The 15,522-nt window shown below is 73.9% G+C and carries 14 protein-coding genes and 1 tRNA gene; 8 read left to right on the forward strand and 7 right to left on the reverse strand.

The features are described 5' to 3' along the window. Window positions 1-4: 4 nt before the first annotated feature. On the reverse strand, window positions 5-1,147 hold the full coding sequence (gene ald / locus ACUXPL_RS00475) for an alanine dehydrogenase (protein WP_454181163.1): 1,143 nt from the start codon (window positions 1,145-1,147) through the stop codon (window positions 5-7). 105 nt (window positions 1,148-1,252) lie between these two features. On the opposite strand from ald, the gene ACUXPL_RS00480 reads away from it, so the two are divergent. Further along, window positions 1,253-1,750: a DUF456 domain-containing protein gene (locus tag ACUXPL_RS00480; RefSeq protein WP_454181165.1), complete on the forward strand. Its 498-nt coding sequence runs from the start codon at window positions 1,253-1,255 to the stop codon at window positions 1,748-1,750. 22 nt (window positions 1,751-1,772) lie between these two features. On the opposite strand, the gene ACUXPL_RS00485 is transcribed toward ACUXPL_RS00480, so the two are convergent. Further along, the gene (locus ACUXPL_RS00485) at window positions 1,773-2,501 is read right to left on the reverse strand and encodes a FadR/GntR family transcriptional regulator (protein WP_180536182.1); all 729 of its coding nucleotides are present in this window, start codon (window positions 2,499-2,501) and stop codon (window positions 1,773-1,775) included. 79 nt (window positions 2,502-2,580) lie between these two features. Continuing rightward, a complete protein-coding gene (locus ACUXPL_RS00490; protein WP_454181167.1) occupies window positions 2,581-4,242 on the reverse strand; it encodes an L-lactate permease in 1,662 nt (553 codons plus the stop codon). A 201-nt stretch (window positions 4,243-4,443) separates the two neighbouring features. On the opposite strand from ACUXPL_RS00490, the gene ACUXPL_RS00495 reads away from it, so the two are divergent. The 3 genes from ACUXPL_RS00495 to ACUXPL_RS00505 are packed head-to-tail and all read left to right on the forward strand — an operon-like array spanning window position 4,444 to window position 7,636. Next, window positions 4,444-5,307: a (Fe-S)-binding protein gene (locus ACUXPL_RS00495; protein WP_180536180.1), complete on the forward strand. Its 864-nt coding sequence runs from the start codon at window positions 4,444-4,446 to the stop codon at window positions 5,305-5,307. Then, window positions 5,304-6,944, forward strand: a complete 1,641-nt coding sequence (locus ACUXPL_RS00500) for a lactate utilization protein B (RefSeq protein WP_454181170.1) — start codon at window positions 5,304-5,306, stop codon at window positions 6,942-6,944. The genes ACUXPL_RS00495 and ACUXPL_RS00500 overlap by 4 nt, the downstream gene beginning before the upstream one ends. Then, window positions 6,941-7,636, forward strand: a complete 696-nt coding sequence (locus tag ACUXPL_RS00505) for a LutC/YkgG family protein (protein WP_454181172.1) — start codon at window positions 6,941-6,943, stop codon at window positions 7,634-7,636. The genes ACUXPL_RS00500 and ACUXPL_RS00505 overlap by 4 nt, the downstream gene beginning before the upstream one ends. Before the next feature lie 32 nt (window positions 7,637-7,668). On the opposite strand, the gene ACUXPL_RS00510 is transcribed toward ACUXPL_RS00505, so the two are convergent. Genes ACUXPL_RS00510 through ACUXPL_RS00520 form a run of 3 tightly spaced genes read right to left on the reverse strand, consistent with a single transcriptional unit; the run spans window position 7,669 to window position 10,085 of the window. Then, entirely contained in the window at window positions 7,669-8,169 is a 501-nt protein-coding gene (locus ACUXPL_RS00510; RefSeq protein ID WP_454181174.1) for a DUF2871 domain-containing protein, read from the reverse strand. A gap of 56 nt (window positions 8,170-8,225) precedes the next feature. Continuing rightward, window positions 8,226-8,354, reverse strand: coding sequence for a putative transporter small subunit (locus ACUXPL_RS00515; protein WP_020624128.1), 129 nt, complete (start codon window positions 8,352-8,354; stop codon window positions 8,226-8,228). Between the two features lie 33 nt (window positions 8,355-8,387). After that, the gene (locus ACUXPL_RS00520) at window positions 8,388-10,085 is read right to left on the reverse strand and encodes a sodium:solute symporter family protein (protein WP_454181176.1); all 1,698 of its coding nucleotides are present in this window, start codon (window positions 10,083-10,085) and stop codon (window positions 8,388-8,390) included. Window positions 10,086-10,436: 351 nt separating this feature from the next. Here ACUXPL_RS00520 and ACUXPL_RS00525 point away from each other — a divergent pair, with 351 nt between their 5' ends. The 4 genes from ACUXPL_RS00525 (at window position 10,437) to ACUXPL_RS00540 (ending at window position 13,419) form a co-directional block, all read left to right on the forward strand. Next, the gene (locus ACUXPL_RS00525; RefSeq protein WP_180536176.1) at window positions 10,437-10,847 is read left to right on the forward strand and encodes a VanZ family protein; all 411 of its coding nucleotides are present in this window, start codon (window positions 10,437-10,439) and stop codon (window positions 10,845-10,847) included. Window positions 10,848-10,881: 34 nt separating this feature from the next. Then, window positions 10,882-10,954, forward strand: a tRNA-Ala gene (locus tag ACUXPL_RS00530). A 246-nt stretch (window positions 10,955-11,200) separates the two neighbouring features. Continuing rightward, complete coding sequence (locus ACUXPL_RS00535; RefSeq protein WP_454181178.1) at window positions 11,201-12,328, forward strand: glycosyltransferase; 1,128 nt, start codon at window positions 11,201-11,203, stop codon at window positions 12,326-12,328. After that, window positions 12,328-13,419 (forward strand): glycosyl transferase, encoded by a 1,092-nt coding sequence (locus ACUXPL_RS00540; protein ID WP_454181180.1) that lies wholly within the window; start codon window positions 12,328-12,330, stop codon window positions 13,417-13,419. The genes ACUXPL_RS00535 and ACUXPL_RS00540 overlap by 1 nt, the downstream gene beginning before the upstream one ends. 28 nt (window positions 13,420-13,447) lie before the next feature. Here the strand turns inward: ACUXPL_RS00540 and ACUXPL_RS00545 are convergent, their stop codons facing one another. Continuing rightward, window positions 13,448-15,442 (reverse strand): glycosyltransferase, encoded by a 1,995-nt coding sequence (locus ACUXPL_RS00545; RefSeq protein ID WP_454181182.1) that lies wholly within the window; start codon window positions 15,440-15,442, stop codon window positions 13,448-13,450. Window positions 15,443-15,522 lie beyond the last annotated feature (80 nt).

Here is a 15,522-nt window from a genome sequence, read left to right on the forward strand (position 1 = left end):
GGGTTCAGGCCTCCGCGAGCGCCTCGGAGGTGACGCGGACGTCCTTCCGGGGGTCCAGGCCGAGCTCGTCGGCCACGGCCGTGGCGACGGAGGACAGGGTGAGCACGCCGTCGTGCGCGTTGAGGCCCCCGGCGAAGCCCTCGTCCGCGGCCAGCGCGGCGCGCCATCCGAGGTCGGCGATGCGCTTGATGTAGGGCAGCGTCGCGTTGGTCAGGGCAGCGGTGGAGGTCTGCGGCACGGCGCCGGGCATGTTGGAGACGCAGTAGTAGATCTTGTCCCCCACCAGGTACGTCGGATCCTGGTGGGTGGTGGCCCGCGAGTTCTCGAAGCAGCCGCCCTGGTCGATCGCGATGTCCACCAGCACGGAGCCGGGCCGCATGGACTCCACCATCTCGGCGGTCACCAGCTTCGGGGCCGCGGCGCCGGGGATCAGCACGGAGCCGATCACGAGGTCCGCGTCCGCCACGGTCTCGCCGATGTTCAGGTGGGAGGAGGCCAGCGTGCGGATCCGCCCCTGGTGGACGGCGTCCAGCTGCGCGAGCCGCTCGAGGGAGATGTCCAGGACGGTCACGTCGGCGCCCATGCCCGCGGCGATCACGGCCGCCGCCTCGCCGGCCACACCCCCGCCGATCACGGCCACCCGGGCGCGGCGGGTGCCGGGCACGCCGCCCATCAGCACGCCCGAGCCGCCCTGCGGCTGGAGGAGGTGGTAGGCGCCCGCGGCGGGGGCCAGGCGGCCGGCCACCTGGCTCATGGGGGCCAGCAGCGGCAGGGAGCGACCGCGGGTGACCGTCTCGTAGGCGATCGCCGTCGTGCCGGCGTCCAGGATCGCCCGCGTGCACTCGGGGGAGGCGGCCAGGTGCAGGTAGGTGAAGAGGACCTGGCCGCGGCGCAGGCGGCCGTACTCCTCCGGCTGGGGCTCCTTGACCTTGAGGACCAGCTCGGCGCGCTGCCAGAGCTCGTCGACGTCGTCGACCAGCTCGGCGCCGGCATCGCGGTAGTCCTGGTCCGAGGCGCCGGAGCCGACGCCGGCCCCCGACTGCACGAGGACCTGGTGGCCCGCGCGCACCAGCTCCTGGACGCCGCCCTGCGTCAGGGCGACACGGAACTCGTTGTTCTTCACTTCGGTGGGCACGGCGACCAACATGCGGCGAATCTAGCCGATCCGGCCCGTTCCGGCGAGGGCACGGGGGCCGCTGCGCGGTCGCCGATGCCGCCGTCACCGCGGTGCCCGTCCCGTCATACTGGTGCGGTGACTCCCGCGCTGATCTCCCTCGTGGCCGTGCTCCTGCTCCTGGTGGGGCTGGTGGGCACCGTGTACCCCGTCCTGCCCGGCTCGCTGCTCAACCTCGTGACGGCTCTCGGCTGGGCCGCGCTGCTGGGCTCCCCCGCGTCCTGGACGTTCGGCGTCATTGCGGCCGGTCTCGCCGTGGCGGGGCTGAGCGCGTCCGCGGTGCTGACTGGCCGGCGGCTGCGGCGTGAACGCGTCGCCCGCGGCCCGATCCTGTGGGGGGTGGCCGGCGCCGCCGTCGGGTTCTTCGTGGTCCCGGTGGTGGGTCTGTTCCTCGGCTTCGCCGTCGGCCTGTTCGCCTCCCAGTGGGCCCGCACCCGGGACGCCCGGGCCGCCCTGAGCAGCTCGGTCGGCGCCCTCACGGCCATGGGTGTGGGCATGCTCGTGGAGTTCTGCTGTGCGCTGGGCTCGCTGACCGCCGTGGGCGTGGGCGCCCTGGTGCACGGCGTCACCGCCTGAACCGCCGGAGCCGTCCGCCGGCTCAGCCGGCGGCGGGCACCCTGCCGGTCTGGGCGAGGGCGGCGAAGCCGAGGACGTGCTCCCGCAGCTCCTGCGCGGCCGCCCGGCCGTCCCCGGCGGTGGAGGCGGCGAGGATCCGCCGATGGTCGGCCTGCAGACCGGCGCGCACGGCGGGCCAGTCGGACAGCCCGGCCACGGTCTCGGTCACGTAGCCGATGGTCGCCTGGCGCAGGGAGTCCAGCATCATCGTCGTCACGACGTTCCCGCCCAGGGTGGCCAGCCGCACGTGGAACTCGGTGTCGAGCAGGTGGAAGTCCTCTTCCGGCAGCGCGGGGTCGTCCATCCGGTCCAGCAGGGCTTCGGCCTCGGCCAGGACGGCGACGCTCTCGGGGTCGCCGGAGGTGGCGGCGGCGGCCTGCGCCGCATCGGTCTCGAGGAGCACGCGCGCGGCGACGACGTCGGCCATCGGCAGGGACCGGGTGGCGATGTGCAGGCGCAGCGCCCAGCCCAGCGCCGCGGACGGCTCGGAGACGACGACGGCGCCCGAGTTCGGCCCGGAGCCGGCGCTGGCGCGGATCAGGCCCATGGCCTCGAGCATCCGGGTGGCCTCCCGCACGGACGCCCGGGAGATGCCGAAGCGTTCGGCCAGGGTGCGTTCGCCGGGCAGCTTGTCCCCCACGACCACGGCGCCGGAGCGCAGCTCGGCCTCGAGCCAGTCGAGCACGATGGTGTAGGCGGGGGCAGCGGTCATGGACGGACCTTCCGAGGGGGCGGGGCGGCGACCGTCCATCCTACCGACGGACGCCGCCCCGTTCTGGTGGTGCAGGTGGTCAGCCCGCCGCCGGCAGCAGCCATGCCAGCACGTTGGACTGCAGGTACACGAGCGTGCACACCGCCAGCAGGAGCACGACCGACCACACCACCACGCGGCGCAGGATCTCGGACTCCCGTCCCTCCATGCCGACCGCCGTCGCGGCGATCGCCAGGGACTGCGGGGAGATCATCTTGCCCACGACGCCGCCGGAGGTGTTGGCGGCCACCAGCAGGGCCGGATCGGCGCCGATGTTCGTGGCGGCGGTCTGCTGCAGGGTGGAGAACAGCGCGTTCGCGGAGGTGTCCGAGCCGGTCACGGCGGTGCCGAGCCAGCCGAGCACGGGGGACAGGAACACGAAGGCCGCGCCCAGGCCGGCCACCCACGTGCCCATGGCGACCGTCTGGCCCGAGAAGTTCATGACGTAGGCCAGGGAGAGCACGATCACGATCGTCAGGGCGGACCAGCGCATGCGGGCGAAGCAGCGGCCGATCTCGGCGAGCGCGTTCCCCACCGAGAGCGGGAACCGGCCGTCGTGGTCGAATCGGGAGTAGACCACGGCCATGATCAGGCCGGCGATCAGCAGCAGCGTGCCGGGGGAGGCCAGCCACTCGAACTTGTACACGGTGCTCGCCAGGGGCGCGCCGGAGGCGTCGACGAGGTGCCCGTCGAGCCCGGGCCACGGGATCTTCGCGGTGACGGAGTTCAGGGCCGCGGTGATCGGGGGCACCAGCTTGGCCAGGGCGAACACGGCCACGACCACGATGTAGGGCAGCACGGCCATGAAGATCCGGCCGGGGGTGAGGTCCTGCGCCGCCGCGCGGGCGGGGGCGTCGAGGCGCTGGCGGGCCTCCTCGGCGCCGCGCGGCCGCCAGAAGCGCAGCAGCAGGACGGCGGCGGCGAGGGAGACCAGGGAGGCCACCACGTCGGTGAGCTCGTAGGAGAAGTGGGTCGAGGCCAGCCAGATGGCGACGGCGAAGCTCAGGCCGATCACGATCAGCGCCGGCCACGTCTGCCGCACGCCGCGCAGCCCGTCGATGATGAACACGAGCAGGAACGGCACGATCACGGCCACGAACGGGGCCTGGTGGCCGACGATCGCGCCGATGTGGGTGGCGGGGATGCCGGTGAGCGTGCCGGCGGTGGTGATGGGGGTGCCCACGGCGCCGAAGGCCACGGGCGCGGTGTTCGCCAGCAGCACGGCGGTGGCCGCCCGCAGCGGGGGCACGCCCAGGCCGAGCACCATGGTGGCCGTGATGGCCACGGGGGCGCCGAAGCCGGCAAGGGCCTCGAGCAGGCCGCCGAAGCAGAACGCGATGAGCACAGTCTGGATGCGGATGTCTCCGCCGCCGAGCGAGTCGAAGATCGCGCGCATGTCGTCGAATCGCCCGGAGAGCACGGTGACCTGGTAGAACCACAGCGCCATCACGACGATCCAGACGATCGGGAACAGGCCGAAGGTCGCTCCCTGGGCGGCGGCCAGCGCCGCCAGGTGGGCCGGCATGTGGAACCCCAGCACGGCCACGAGCAGGGCCACCACGAGCGCGGCGAGGCCCGACTGCCAGGCCTTGAGGCGCAGGCCGAGGAGGGTGGCGAAGAACGTCAGCAGGGGCAGGACGCCGAGCGCGGCGGAGAGCGCGACGCTGCCGGCGGCATCGGGGGTGGGGGTGAAGGTGTGCACGGGGGTCTCCCGGTGGGCGAGGGGACGGGGCGGGATCCGGTCGGGCCGGTGATGGTCGGACCACTGTGGTCAGACCAAGGAGCGTACTGTGAGGGTGGTCACCTTGCAAGGTGCTGGCATGATATGGTCTGACCACTACGGCACCCGTGTGCTGCCGCACCGCACGGCGCCCCAGGCGCCCCGTCCGGAACGGAGACCGGCATGAGAATCGCCCTGTTCGCCACGTGCATCGTGGACGCGATGTACCCCAAGGTGGCCCTCGCCACCGTCCGCATCCTCGAGCGGCTCGGCCATGAGGTGGTCTTCCCGCCCGGCCAGGTCTGCTGCTCGCAGATGCACGTCAACAGCGGATACATGAAGGACGCCCTGCCCGTGGTGCGCAACCACGTCCGCACCTTCATGAAGGCCGACTACGACCTCGCCGTCGCCCCCTCCGCCTCCTGCGTGGCCTCGCTCGGCCACCAGCAGCCGGACGTCGCCCGCTCCGGCGGGGACGAGGGTCTGGCCCGCGACGCCGAGGTCGTCGCCTCCCGCACCCTCGAGCTGTCGCAGCTGCTCACGGACGTCCTCGGGGTGACGGACGCCGGGGCCCAGCTCGGCTCCTGGTTCCCGCACACCGTGACCTACCACCCCTCCTGCCACGGCATGCGCCTGCTGCGCCTGGGCTCGCGCCAGGAGGACCTGCTGCGCACCGTCGCGGACATCGACCTGCGCCCGCTGCCGGACGCCGAGGAGTGCTGCGGCTTCGGCGGCACCTTCTCCCTGAAGAACCCGGACGTCTCCGCCGCCATCGCGGAGGAGAAGATCGAGAAGGTCACCGCGTCCGGCGCCTCCCTCTGCACGGGCGGCGACGCGTCCTGCCTGCTCCACCTGGACGGGGCCATGCACCGTCGAGAGGCGCGCGGTCAGGACGGCCGCCCGCTGCGCACCGTGCACCTCGCCGAGATCCTCGCGGCCACCCGGGAGAATCCGCTCGAGGTCGACGGCCCCGTCGAACTGTCCATCCCCGCGTCCGCCGGCGTCCGCCGCGGACCGTCCGCCCGTGTCGAGGAGGCCCGCCGATGAGCACCGCACCCACCCGCGTGCGCCTGGGAATGCCCACCGTCCGCCCCGTCCACGGCGAGGGCGAGATCCTGCTGAACACCCCGTTCCCCGAGTCTGCCCGCGAGCAGCTGGGGAACGGCCAGATGCGCGCCAACATCCGCCGGGCCACGCACACCATCCGTGCCAAGCGTGCCGGCGTCGTCGAGGAGCTGCCGGACTGGCAGGAGCTGCGTGCCGCCGGCTCGGCGCTGAAGCAGTCCGTCATGGCGGACCTGCCCGCGCTCCTGGAGCGGCTCGAGTCCGAGGTCACCGCGCGCGGCGGCGTCGTGCACTGGGCCCGGGACGCGGCCGAGGCCAACCGCATCATCACGGAGCTCGTCACCGCCAAGGGCGTGGACGAGGTGATCAAGGTCAAGTCCATGGCCACCCAGGAGATCGGCCTGGACGCCGCGCTCGAGCAGGCCGGCGTGGCCGCCGTCGAAACGGACCTGGCGGAGCTCATCGTCCAGCTCGGCCACGACCGGCCCAGCCACATCCTCGTCCCGGCGATCCACCGCAACCGCCGGGAGATCCGGGACATCTTCCTCCGGGAGATGCCGGAGACGGACGAGAGCCTCACCTCCGAGCCGGCAGACCTGGCCGAGGCTGCACGCCGGCACCTGCGCGAGAAGTTCCTGAGCACGAAGGTGGCGATCTCCGGGGCGAACTTCGGCGTCGCCGAGACGGGCACGCTGGCCGTCGTCGAGTCGGAGGGCAACGGCCGCATGTGCCTGACCCTGCCGGAGACGCTGATCACCGTGATGGGCATCGAGAAGCTCGTGCCCACCTTCGAGGACCTCGAGGTGTTCCTGCAGCTGCTGCCGCGCTCGTCCACGGGTGAGCGGATGAACCCGTACACCTCCATGTGGACGGGCGTCACCGAGGGCGACGGGCCCCAGGAGTTCCACCTGGTCCTGCTGGACAACGGCCGCTCGGCGGTGCTGTCCGACCCGAAGGGCCGTTCCGCGCTGCACTGCATCCGCTGCTCGGCGTGCATGAACGTGTGCCCCGTGTACGAGCAGACCGGCGGCCACGCCTACGGCTCCGTCTACCCGGGTCCGATCGGCGCGATCCTCTCCCCGCAGCTCACCGGTGTGGACGCGGGGGAGAACGGCACTCTGCCCTACGCCTCCACGCTGTGCGGCGCGTGCTACGACGTGTGCCCCGTGGCGATCGACATCCCCTCGATCCTCATCCACCTCCGGGACGAGGACGTGCAGGCCACCCACGCCGCCCGGAAGGCGCTGCGCACGGAGGGGGACGGCGACGCCGGACCCCTGGCCCGCGCCAAGACGGCGGTGGAGTCCGTCACGCCCTCGCAGATGGACGTCGCGATGAAGGGCGCCTCTGTGGTGATGTCCTCGGGTCGGCGCATGTCGCTGGCCGAGCGGGGCCTGGGGCTGGGCCGGGTCGCGGCCGGGCCGGACCGGGTGCTCGGCTGGCTGCCGGGCATCGCCGGCGGCTGGACCGACGAACGTGACGTGCCGGCGCCCCCGCGGGAGTCCTTCCGCAACTGGTGGGCCCGCCACAAGGATGAGACCGAGCACCGGACCGCCCTGGACGGGGTCGCCGGGCTGGACCGCCAGGAGGACGAGCACGTCGAGGAGGACGGACGATGAGCGAGGCGAAGGCCGAGATCCTGCGGCGCATCCGCGAGGCGACGGCGGACGGGCCGGTCGCGGACCCGGTGCAGCGCACCTACCGGCGGACCTCCTCCCGGGACCGGGCCGAGGTGGTGGAGATGCTGCGCGATCGGCTGATCGACTACCGGGCCTCCGTGCGGGACGAGACGGAGGAGACGGTGGCCGCGGCCATCGCCGAGCTGCTCGGCCCGGACGCCCGGTACGTGGTGCCGGCCGGTCTGGAGCCTGACTGGCTCCCCGCGGACTCCCGCGGGGCCGGCCGGGAGCGCATCACGGAGCCCGCGGTGGGTCACACGGGGGAGCGGGCCGCGGTCCGCGGCGCCCACGACGGCGAGCGCGAGCCCCTCAACGTGGACGCGCTGAACGAGGTGGACGCGGTGGTGACGTCCTCGACGGTCTCCTGCGCGGAGACCGGGACGATCTTCCTGAGCGGCCGCCCGGACGAGGGCCGCCGGGCGATCACCCTGGTCCCGGACCACCACGTGTGCATCGTGCCGCTGGACTCCGTGGTGGAGCTCTTCCCGGAGGCGCTGGCCCGCGTGGAGGCGACGGCGCCGATCACCATGGTCTCCGGGCCCTCGGCCACGAGCGACATCGAGCTCGAGCGCGTCGAAGGCGTGCACGGGCCGCGCCGCCTGGACGTGATCCTGCTCGACCGCGCCCGCTGACGCGGGCGCGGTCGAGCAGGGGATCGAGCGGGTCAGGCCCCCTCGATGACGGCGCCGCCGGTGCGGCCCGTCTCGAGGCGGTCCTGACGCTCCCGTTCGCCGCTGTACAGGGCGACGAACAGCAGCGCGAGACCGGCGGTCACGAGCATGTGGCCGAGTCCGGCGATGCCCGGGATGGCGGCCGAGGTCTCGGCGGGCGTCAGGCCGTCCACGGTGAGGACGCCGCGCACGGCCATCATCACGGACGTGACCAGCACGCCCAGGTGGAAGAGCCGGAAGAACCGGGTGAACGGGCCGCGGCCGGTCAGGCCGACAACCGCGTCGAGGGCGAGGACCACCAGGGTCACGGTCAGCCCCAGGCCCAGCAGATGCGTGTGCACGGTGCCGAGCTCGGTGGCGCCGGTGAACTCGTGGGCCTGGGTGTACTCGCGGTAGAACAGGCCCGCGGCGAGGCCGAGGACGGTGTACATCAGGGCGGCGTCGTAGTGGCGCATCATGCCCTCCACGCTGGAGAGCGGCCCGTGCCGGGGCATCGCCCGAACGGTTGATCCGGGCCGCTCCCGTGGCCGGGCCGCCCCCGGCGGAGGCCTCAGATGATCGAGCGGCCCTCGCGGCGGGCCGCGGCCCAGTCGGCGAAGAAGCCGCGGGCGATCGCGACGAGGACGGCCAGCACGAGGACGGGCCACATCAGGACGTACAGGGTGAGACCGACGGTCATGCGGATGCTCCTTGCGAGTCGGTGGACGGGGGATCAGGACACGGAGGCCGAGGCGCGCTCGGCCTGCGGCAGGCCCTCGGTCGCGGGGTCGAAGTCACCGGTCACGCGCGCGATCCGGTCGAAGTCGAAGTCCTGCCCGGAGCGGACGGACAGCCCCCAGCACACGAGGAAGGACACGGCGTAGGCCACGAGCGAGCCCGTGAGGGTGGCGTAGTCCCGCAGGAAGCCGTAGCCGAGGAACAGCATCACGACCGAGGCGATCGCGCCGACCACGACCGCCGGGCGCAGGCCGAAGAAGCCGAAGCACATGATGCCCAGCACGACGCCCACACCGAGGATCGCGAGGGTCTCCACCACGAACGCCCAGGCGCCCTCGAGCGGGATCCACTCGAAGCGCACGGGCAGGAACACGGCCAGCGCGGCGAGCACGGACGCCGTGAACGCGACGTTGGTGATCTTGCCCCAGTAGAAGGACGCGATCACGGGGAACACGAGGCAGCCCCACAGGGCGCCCACGAAGACCAGCAGGTCGAGGATGTCGAACTTGGCGGTGGCGAAGTACAGGGCCGCCGCCGTCGCCACGATCATGGTGATGCGGCCGATCAGCAGCATGGTCTTCGGGTCCGCGTTCTTGCGGCCGACCGACTGGCCGTAGACGTCCGTCATCACGATCGACGAGAGGGCGGACAGATCCGAGTCGGCGGTGGAGGACAGCGAGCCGATGATCATCAGGAACGCCAGGGCCACGAGCGCCAGCGGCAGGTGGTCGGCGACCATCTGCGGCAGGAGGTTGTTGACGTCGCCGTCGAGCGGCTCCACGCCCAGGTAGAGCGCCATCACGCCGAGCATGCCGACGCCGATCACGGTGCCGCCGTAGCCGAGGGTGGCCGTGACGAAGGTGGGCTTGATGAGGTCCTCCCGCACGGCGAAGAGGCGCTGGGCGATGGTCTGGTTGCCGATCGCGTAGGCCAGCACGGCGGCGATGTACGGCGCGCCCTGGTTCATGAACGCGTCGGAGGAGAAGAAGCTCTGCTGCTGGGCCGTGACGTGGCCCGCCTCGACGCCGGCCTGGAACATGTCCGGGCCGCCGGCGGCGAAGAACACGGCGGGGATGATGATGACGGTCGCGCCGAGCATGGCCATCACCTGGGCGAAGTCGGTGAGCACGGAGGCGCGGAAGCCGGACCACAGGGTGTACAGCAGCACGCCCGCGGCCACGATCAGGATGCCCGCGCCGAAGGACAGCGGGGACAGCAGGGAGATCAGGGCGCCGCCGGCGATGAAGTTGGAGGTCAGGGAGATGACGGAGCCGAGCACGTTGGAGCCGGCCAGCATGAGCTGCGACGAGCGGCCGTGCCGGGCGTACATGACCTCGGCGAGGGTGTGGGCGCGCGGCGCGACCGCGCGGATGCGGCGGCCGAACGGGTAGATGAACAGGATCATCAGGGCGCCCCAGAGGCCGTAGTGGAGAGGGCCGGAGACGCCGTACGTGTAGCCGGCGGTCACGGAGGCGTACATGGAGGCGGCCCAGATCCAGGTGGCCGTCATGGAGGCTGCGGAGACGCCGAAGCCGATCTTGTTTCCGGCGGTCATGTAGGCGTCGGCGTTCTCCTTCTTCTTGGAGATGGCCACGGACATGATCATGGTCCCGCCGTAGAACAGCACGACGAGCAGGATCACCCCGATCACGCCGAGCTGGGTCAGGGATGCTGCGTCCTGGGAGGGCGGCATCGAACTTCCTTTCGCACGAGTGACTACGGACGTCCCGATCTCCCGGCGCGGTCCGGTCAGGGCACGGCTCCGCAGGGCGGAGGGTGGCGTACCGATCACGTCGCGGCCAGGGGCCGGGGAGGTGGAGGGCATCCCGCCGGGTCCCGAGTCCACGAACGGCGAGCTCTCTGCTCAAGCCATCGCGGTCCCTCGGCCCTGGGCGGCGCTGTCAACACCGGCATCCGGGCGGAACGAGCCCACCCGGATGGCGCGATCATCACATGGTCGGCGCAGAAATGACAAAAACATAGAGACTTTTCAGCAGGGCGGGGACCATGAGTGCCCGGCGCGGACGCCGGACAGAATGGGCGGATGACCGTTCCCTCCGGCTCCCCGGCCGCCCGCTCCGCCCCCGCTTCCCCACGACGGCGCCGCGCCCTGGCGGCGGCGCTGGCCGTCGCCGTCGTGGTGCAGCTGGTGGTGCTGTACCTGCCGGGCGAGCAGGTGCCGCAGGCCGGGTTCGCCGTGCCGGGGCTGGACAAGGCGATCCACGTGGCCGTGTTCGCGCTGCCCGCGTTCCTCGCCGCCTGGTGGGGGCGGAGCGCGTGGTGGGCCCTGCCGTTCGCGGTGCACGCGCCGGTGAGCGAGCTCGTGCAGCACGCGTGGGTGCCGTTGCGGACGGGGGACCCGGTGGATGTCGTCGCGGATCTGGCGGGTGTGGTGCTCGGCGTGGTCGCCGCGTGGCGCCGCCGGATTGGAGGATCGGGGGCGTCGGGCGTATGATGGTCCGGTGCGCTCCCGCGGGAGGGCATGACCTGGGGCTATAGCTCAGTTGGTAGAGCGTTTCGTTCGCAATGAAAAGGTCAGGGGTTCAATTCCCCTTAGCTCCACGGACCGTCCCGGTCCGCGATCCTCGAGGTCGCGGGCCGGGACTTTCTCGTGACGGGGGCGTGTGCGCCTGCCCTGCCCTCACCTCCGGGAGGGGGGCCGGCGCTTCCGGGGGGACCCCCCGGGTGTCTACAGTGCCGGGGTACGTCAGCGCGGACGTGATGCGGTCGTCTCACCGCAGGTCAGTCGCGCTTCTGCCGCCCCGCACGGGGCCGTTCGGCCCGGCCCGGGCCGGGAAGGGGACGCCGATGCGCATCAGCGTGCTCACCCACATGCTCCACCCCATCCGTTCGCCCTACGAAGGCGGGCTGGAGATGCACACGGCCATGACCGTGGAGCACCTCGTGCGCCGGGGCCACGACGTCACCGTCTACGCGCGGGAGGGCACCCGGCTGCCGGGCGACGTCGTCGCCGTGCTGCCCGCCGAGGGCGCCGGCCCGGGACGCGCGGGCGCCCGCGTGCGCGAGGCGGCCGCCCGCCGGGCCTGCGCGCTGATCCTCGACGACGACTCCGACGCCGTCCTGAACAACTCCCTCTCCCCGGCGCCGCTGGAGCTGCTGCGTGCCCGCCCCATGGTCACCGTGCTGCACACGCCGGCCACGCTGGCGGAGGTGCTGGCCGTCGTCGACGCCCCGGGCTGGACGGCCCCCGACCACCACCGGTGGGCCTCGGTGTCCGCGTCGAACGCGCTGGCCTGGCAGCACCGGCTGCCGCGGGTGGACGTGGTGCCCAACGGGATCGAGCTGCACCACTGGGTCTCCGACGCCGTCCCCGTGCGCGGCCGCGCCGTGTGGTCGGGCCGGATCACGGCGGAGAAGGGCCTGCATGTGGCGATCGACGCCGCGCGGCTCGCGGGCATGGAGCTGCACTTCGCCGGGCCGATCTCGGACGAGGAATACCACGCCCGCGAGGTCGTGCCGCGGCTCGGCCCGGACACCGTCTACCACGGCCACCTCGACCACCAGACGCTGCCGCACATGCTCGCCACGGGCGAGGTCTTCCTGGCCACGCCCCTGTGGGCCGAGCCGTTCGGGCTCGCCGTGGTCGAGGCCATGGCGCTCGGCGTGCCGGTGGCGGCGCTGCTCAGCGGCGCGATGGGGGAGATCGTCGCCCCGCAGGCCGGCGCGCTGGCCGTGCACCACACGGCGCAGGAGCTCGCGGTCTCGATCCGCCACGCCCGCCGCAAGGACCGGGGACGCGTGCGTGCGTGGGCCTGCCGGTTCAGCGCGGAGACCATGGTGGAGGGCTACGTGGACCTGCTCGAGCAGGCCGCCGAGGACGCCCGCGACCTCGCCGCCGCCGAGGACGCGTACGGGTTCGACCCCCAGGAGGCCCCGCGCCCGTCCGCCAAGGCGGCGGACCTGGAGTCCCTCTGATGGCCCCGGCCCGCAGACGGGTCCTCTACTACGCCCACCAGCACGGGGCGGGGCACCTGCGGCACGCCGCCGGCCTGGCGTCGACCGGGGCGTTCGACGTGACGGTCGTGACCGCCCACCCCCGGGCGGCCGCACTGCTGCCCGCGGACGTCCCCGTCATCCCGCTGCCGTCGGACCTCGTGCCCGGCCACGAGCAGCCGGCGCGCTCGCCCCTGCACTGGTCCCCGGTGGGGCCCGAGATCCGGGCGCGCTTCGACGCCCTCCACGCGGCGGCGCAGCGGGTGGACCCGGACGTGTGCGTGGTGGACGTGTCCGTCGAGGCGGCCCTGTTCCTGCGCCTGGCGGGCTGGCCCGTGCTGCACCGCCGCATGCACGGCGAGCGCACCGACCCCGCACACGCCCTCGTCTACGCCGAGGCCGACGGCCTCTTCGCCCACTACGCCGCCGAGCTCGAGGTCCCCGCCTGGCGCGCCGCCCACGCGGGCCGGGTCGCCTACCTCGGGGTCGCGGACGTCACCGGCCGGCTCGGCACCCGCGCCACCACGACGGCGTCCACCGGCGCCGCCCCGCGCGTCGCCGTGATCGCCGGGACGGGCGGCGGCGGGGTGCGGGCCGCGGACCTGGCCCGGGCGGCGTCCGCCGTGCCGGAGGCGACGTGGGAGGTGTACGGTCCGATCGCCGGGGTGGGCGAGCCGGCGGCGCCGGGCGGGCTCGCGGCGGAGGCGATGCCCGCCACCGTGACGCTGCACGGCTGGGTCCAGGCGCCGGCCCGCCGGGCCGCGGAGGCCGACGTCGTGGTGGTCTCGGCCGGGCACAACGCCGTGGTGGACGCCGCCCGCTCCGGCCGCCCCGTGGTGCTCGCCCCCGAGCCGCGGCCGTTCGACGAGCAGCGCGTGTTCGTCCGCGAGATCCACCGGGCCGCGGGCGTGCCGTGGTGCGCGTGGGAGGACCCGGACGCCGACTGGGCCGGCGCGGTGCGCGGCGCCCTCGCCGACCCGGCCGCCGCCGACCGGCTCGCGGGCCTGCTGCTCGTGGCGCCGGGCGAGTACCGGCGGCGCTGGGAGGCGGCGATCGAGGGCGCCCTGGGCTGAGTCCGGCCCGCGCCCGCCGCCGCGCCCCTCAGTACGCGGCGTCGTCGCGGCGGGCGACCGTCAGCTCCGCCTCCGTGGGGTGACGCAGCAGCTCGAGCCGCTCGCCCTCGGGGTCCCACGCGATCAGCCCCGCGTCCGCGAACGCGCGCAGCCACCCCTCCATGGCCCATCGGCCGTGCACCTGCCGGAAGCGGCGTGCGTTGACCAGGATGTCCTCGAGGTGGTGCAGCGGCGGGGTCATCACGCCGTGGTGCTGGTGGAACGCCTCGGCGGGGCTGAACCGCAGCGTCAGGCCGGCGTCGCGGGCGCGGAAGGCCAGGTCCGTGTCCTCGGCGCCGTAGCCGGTGAAGCCCGCGTCGAAACCGCCGATGCGGGCCAGGTCCGCGCGGCGCAGCGCCAGGATCAGCGTCCACACGAGGTGCCACTCGTCCGAGGGGCCGGCGGTCAGGTGCGCGCGCGCCCGGTGGGGCACGGAGAGGCGGCGCAGCAGGGCGTCGGCGCGATGCGAGGTCAGGTCGGCCTCCCCGACGTCGCGGGTCCAGCCCGGCCGCAGGTAGCGGGGCCGGCCCATCACCACGGACCCGGGGTGGGCCGCGACCTCGGTGGCCAGCACGCCGACGGTCTCGGCCGCCGGGATGCAGTCCACGTCGAGGAAGACGAGGATCTCGCCGGTGGCGAGCTCGGCCGCGCGGTTGCGGGCCTGCGCCAGCGGCAGGCCGGCCTCGGCGGCCACGTGCCCCACCGTGACGGGCAGGTCCGTGGCCGGGACGCGCCCGTCCGGCTGGCCCATGAACACCACGACCACCTGGTCCGGGCGGCGGTGGGAGCGTTCCAGCCCGGCGATCACGCGGGCCAGGTGCTCGTCCCGGTGCCCCGTGATGACCAGCACGGACACGCCCGGCAGCGCCCCGCGCGCCCGGGCGAGGGCCTCGCGGTAGACGGCCACGTGGGCGGCGGCCACGCGACGGCGCTGCCGGGCCCGGGCGGCCGGGTCGGCGGGGGCCGTGCGCTCCCGGGCGCGCACCAGCGTCTCGAGCGCGTCGGCGAGGGAGTCGGAGTCCTCCGGGTCGAACGCGGCGAGCGAGTCGGGGCTCAACCAGGCGCCGGACTGGTCCGCGATGTGCCCGATGTCCGCGACGGCCACCGGCACCCCCAGGTCCCGGCACATCTCCACCCAGCCCGAGTGGGTGCCGACGCGGTACGGCAGCACGGACACGTCCACGTCGCGCAGCAGCGCGTGCAGAGCGGGGTCGTCGAGCCGGTCGTGCTGCCACAGCTCGAAGCCGTGGTGGGCGCAGCCTGCGCGCAGCGCGGCCAGGGCGTCCTCGTCCTGCACGGTGTCCTGGACCTCCACGGTCACCCGCGCGTCGACGCCGCGCTCGGCCAGCGTCCCGACGGCGGCGGCGAGCACCGGCAGCAGCGCCACCGGGGCCACCTGGGCCCGCAGGTCCTTGGCGTGCACCAGCAGGCGGGCGGGGGCGGCCGCGCCGTCGCCGTCGTCGGACGCGTCGGGGGGCAGCACGCCGGGGGCGTCGTCGTCGCCCCGCGCCGCGAGGTCCTCGAGCGGGACGATGTGCGGATGGGGGACCACGAGGGCGCGCACGCCGTAGTCGCGGGCGAGGGTGGCCGCGGCGCCGGGAGTGAGCGTGAGCACGGCGTCCGCGCGGCCCAGCAGCACGGCCAGGCGGTCCCGGTGGGGGCCCTGGTCCGTCAGGTGCGGGTTCTCGAGGTCGTGCACGGTCACGACGACGGCGCCGCCGTGCGCGTGCTGCGCGTCCAGGGCGGCGGCCAGCTGGGCGGGGCTGAAGTGCTCGAAGCCGAAGTGCACGTGCAGCACGTCCGGGCGGTGCTCGGCCAGCCACTCCGCGTCCAGGGCCCGGGGCGGCCACCACTGGTGTGCGGGCGCGTCCGGCACCGGCGGGTCCGGCAGGAACTCCACGTCCGGCGCGGCGCCCGGGTCGAGGGGGCGGATCGCGCGGGTGTACGGGTGCTGCGCGGGCACGTGCTGGACGGTGATGCTCACGGGGGAGGGCCTCCTGACCTGGGGGATGCGATGCCGTGCGGGCGGCGTGTCCCCGTCCCGGGTCGGGGGTCGCGAAATCT

Source organism: Micrococcus sp. 140720015-1 (genome assembly GCF_053627595.1).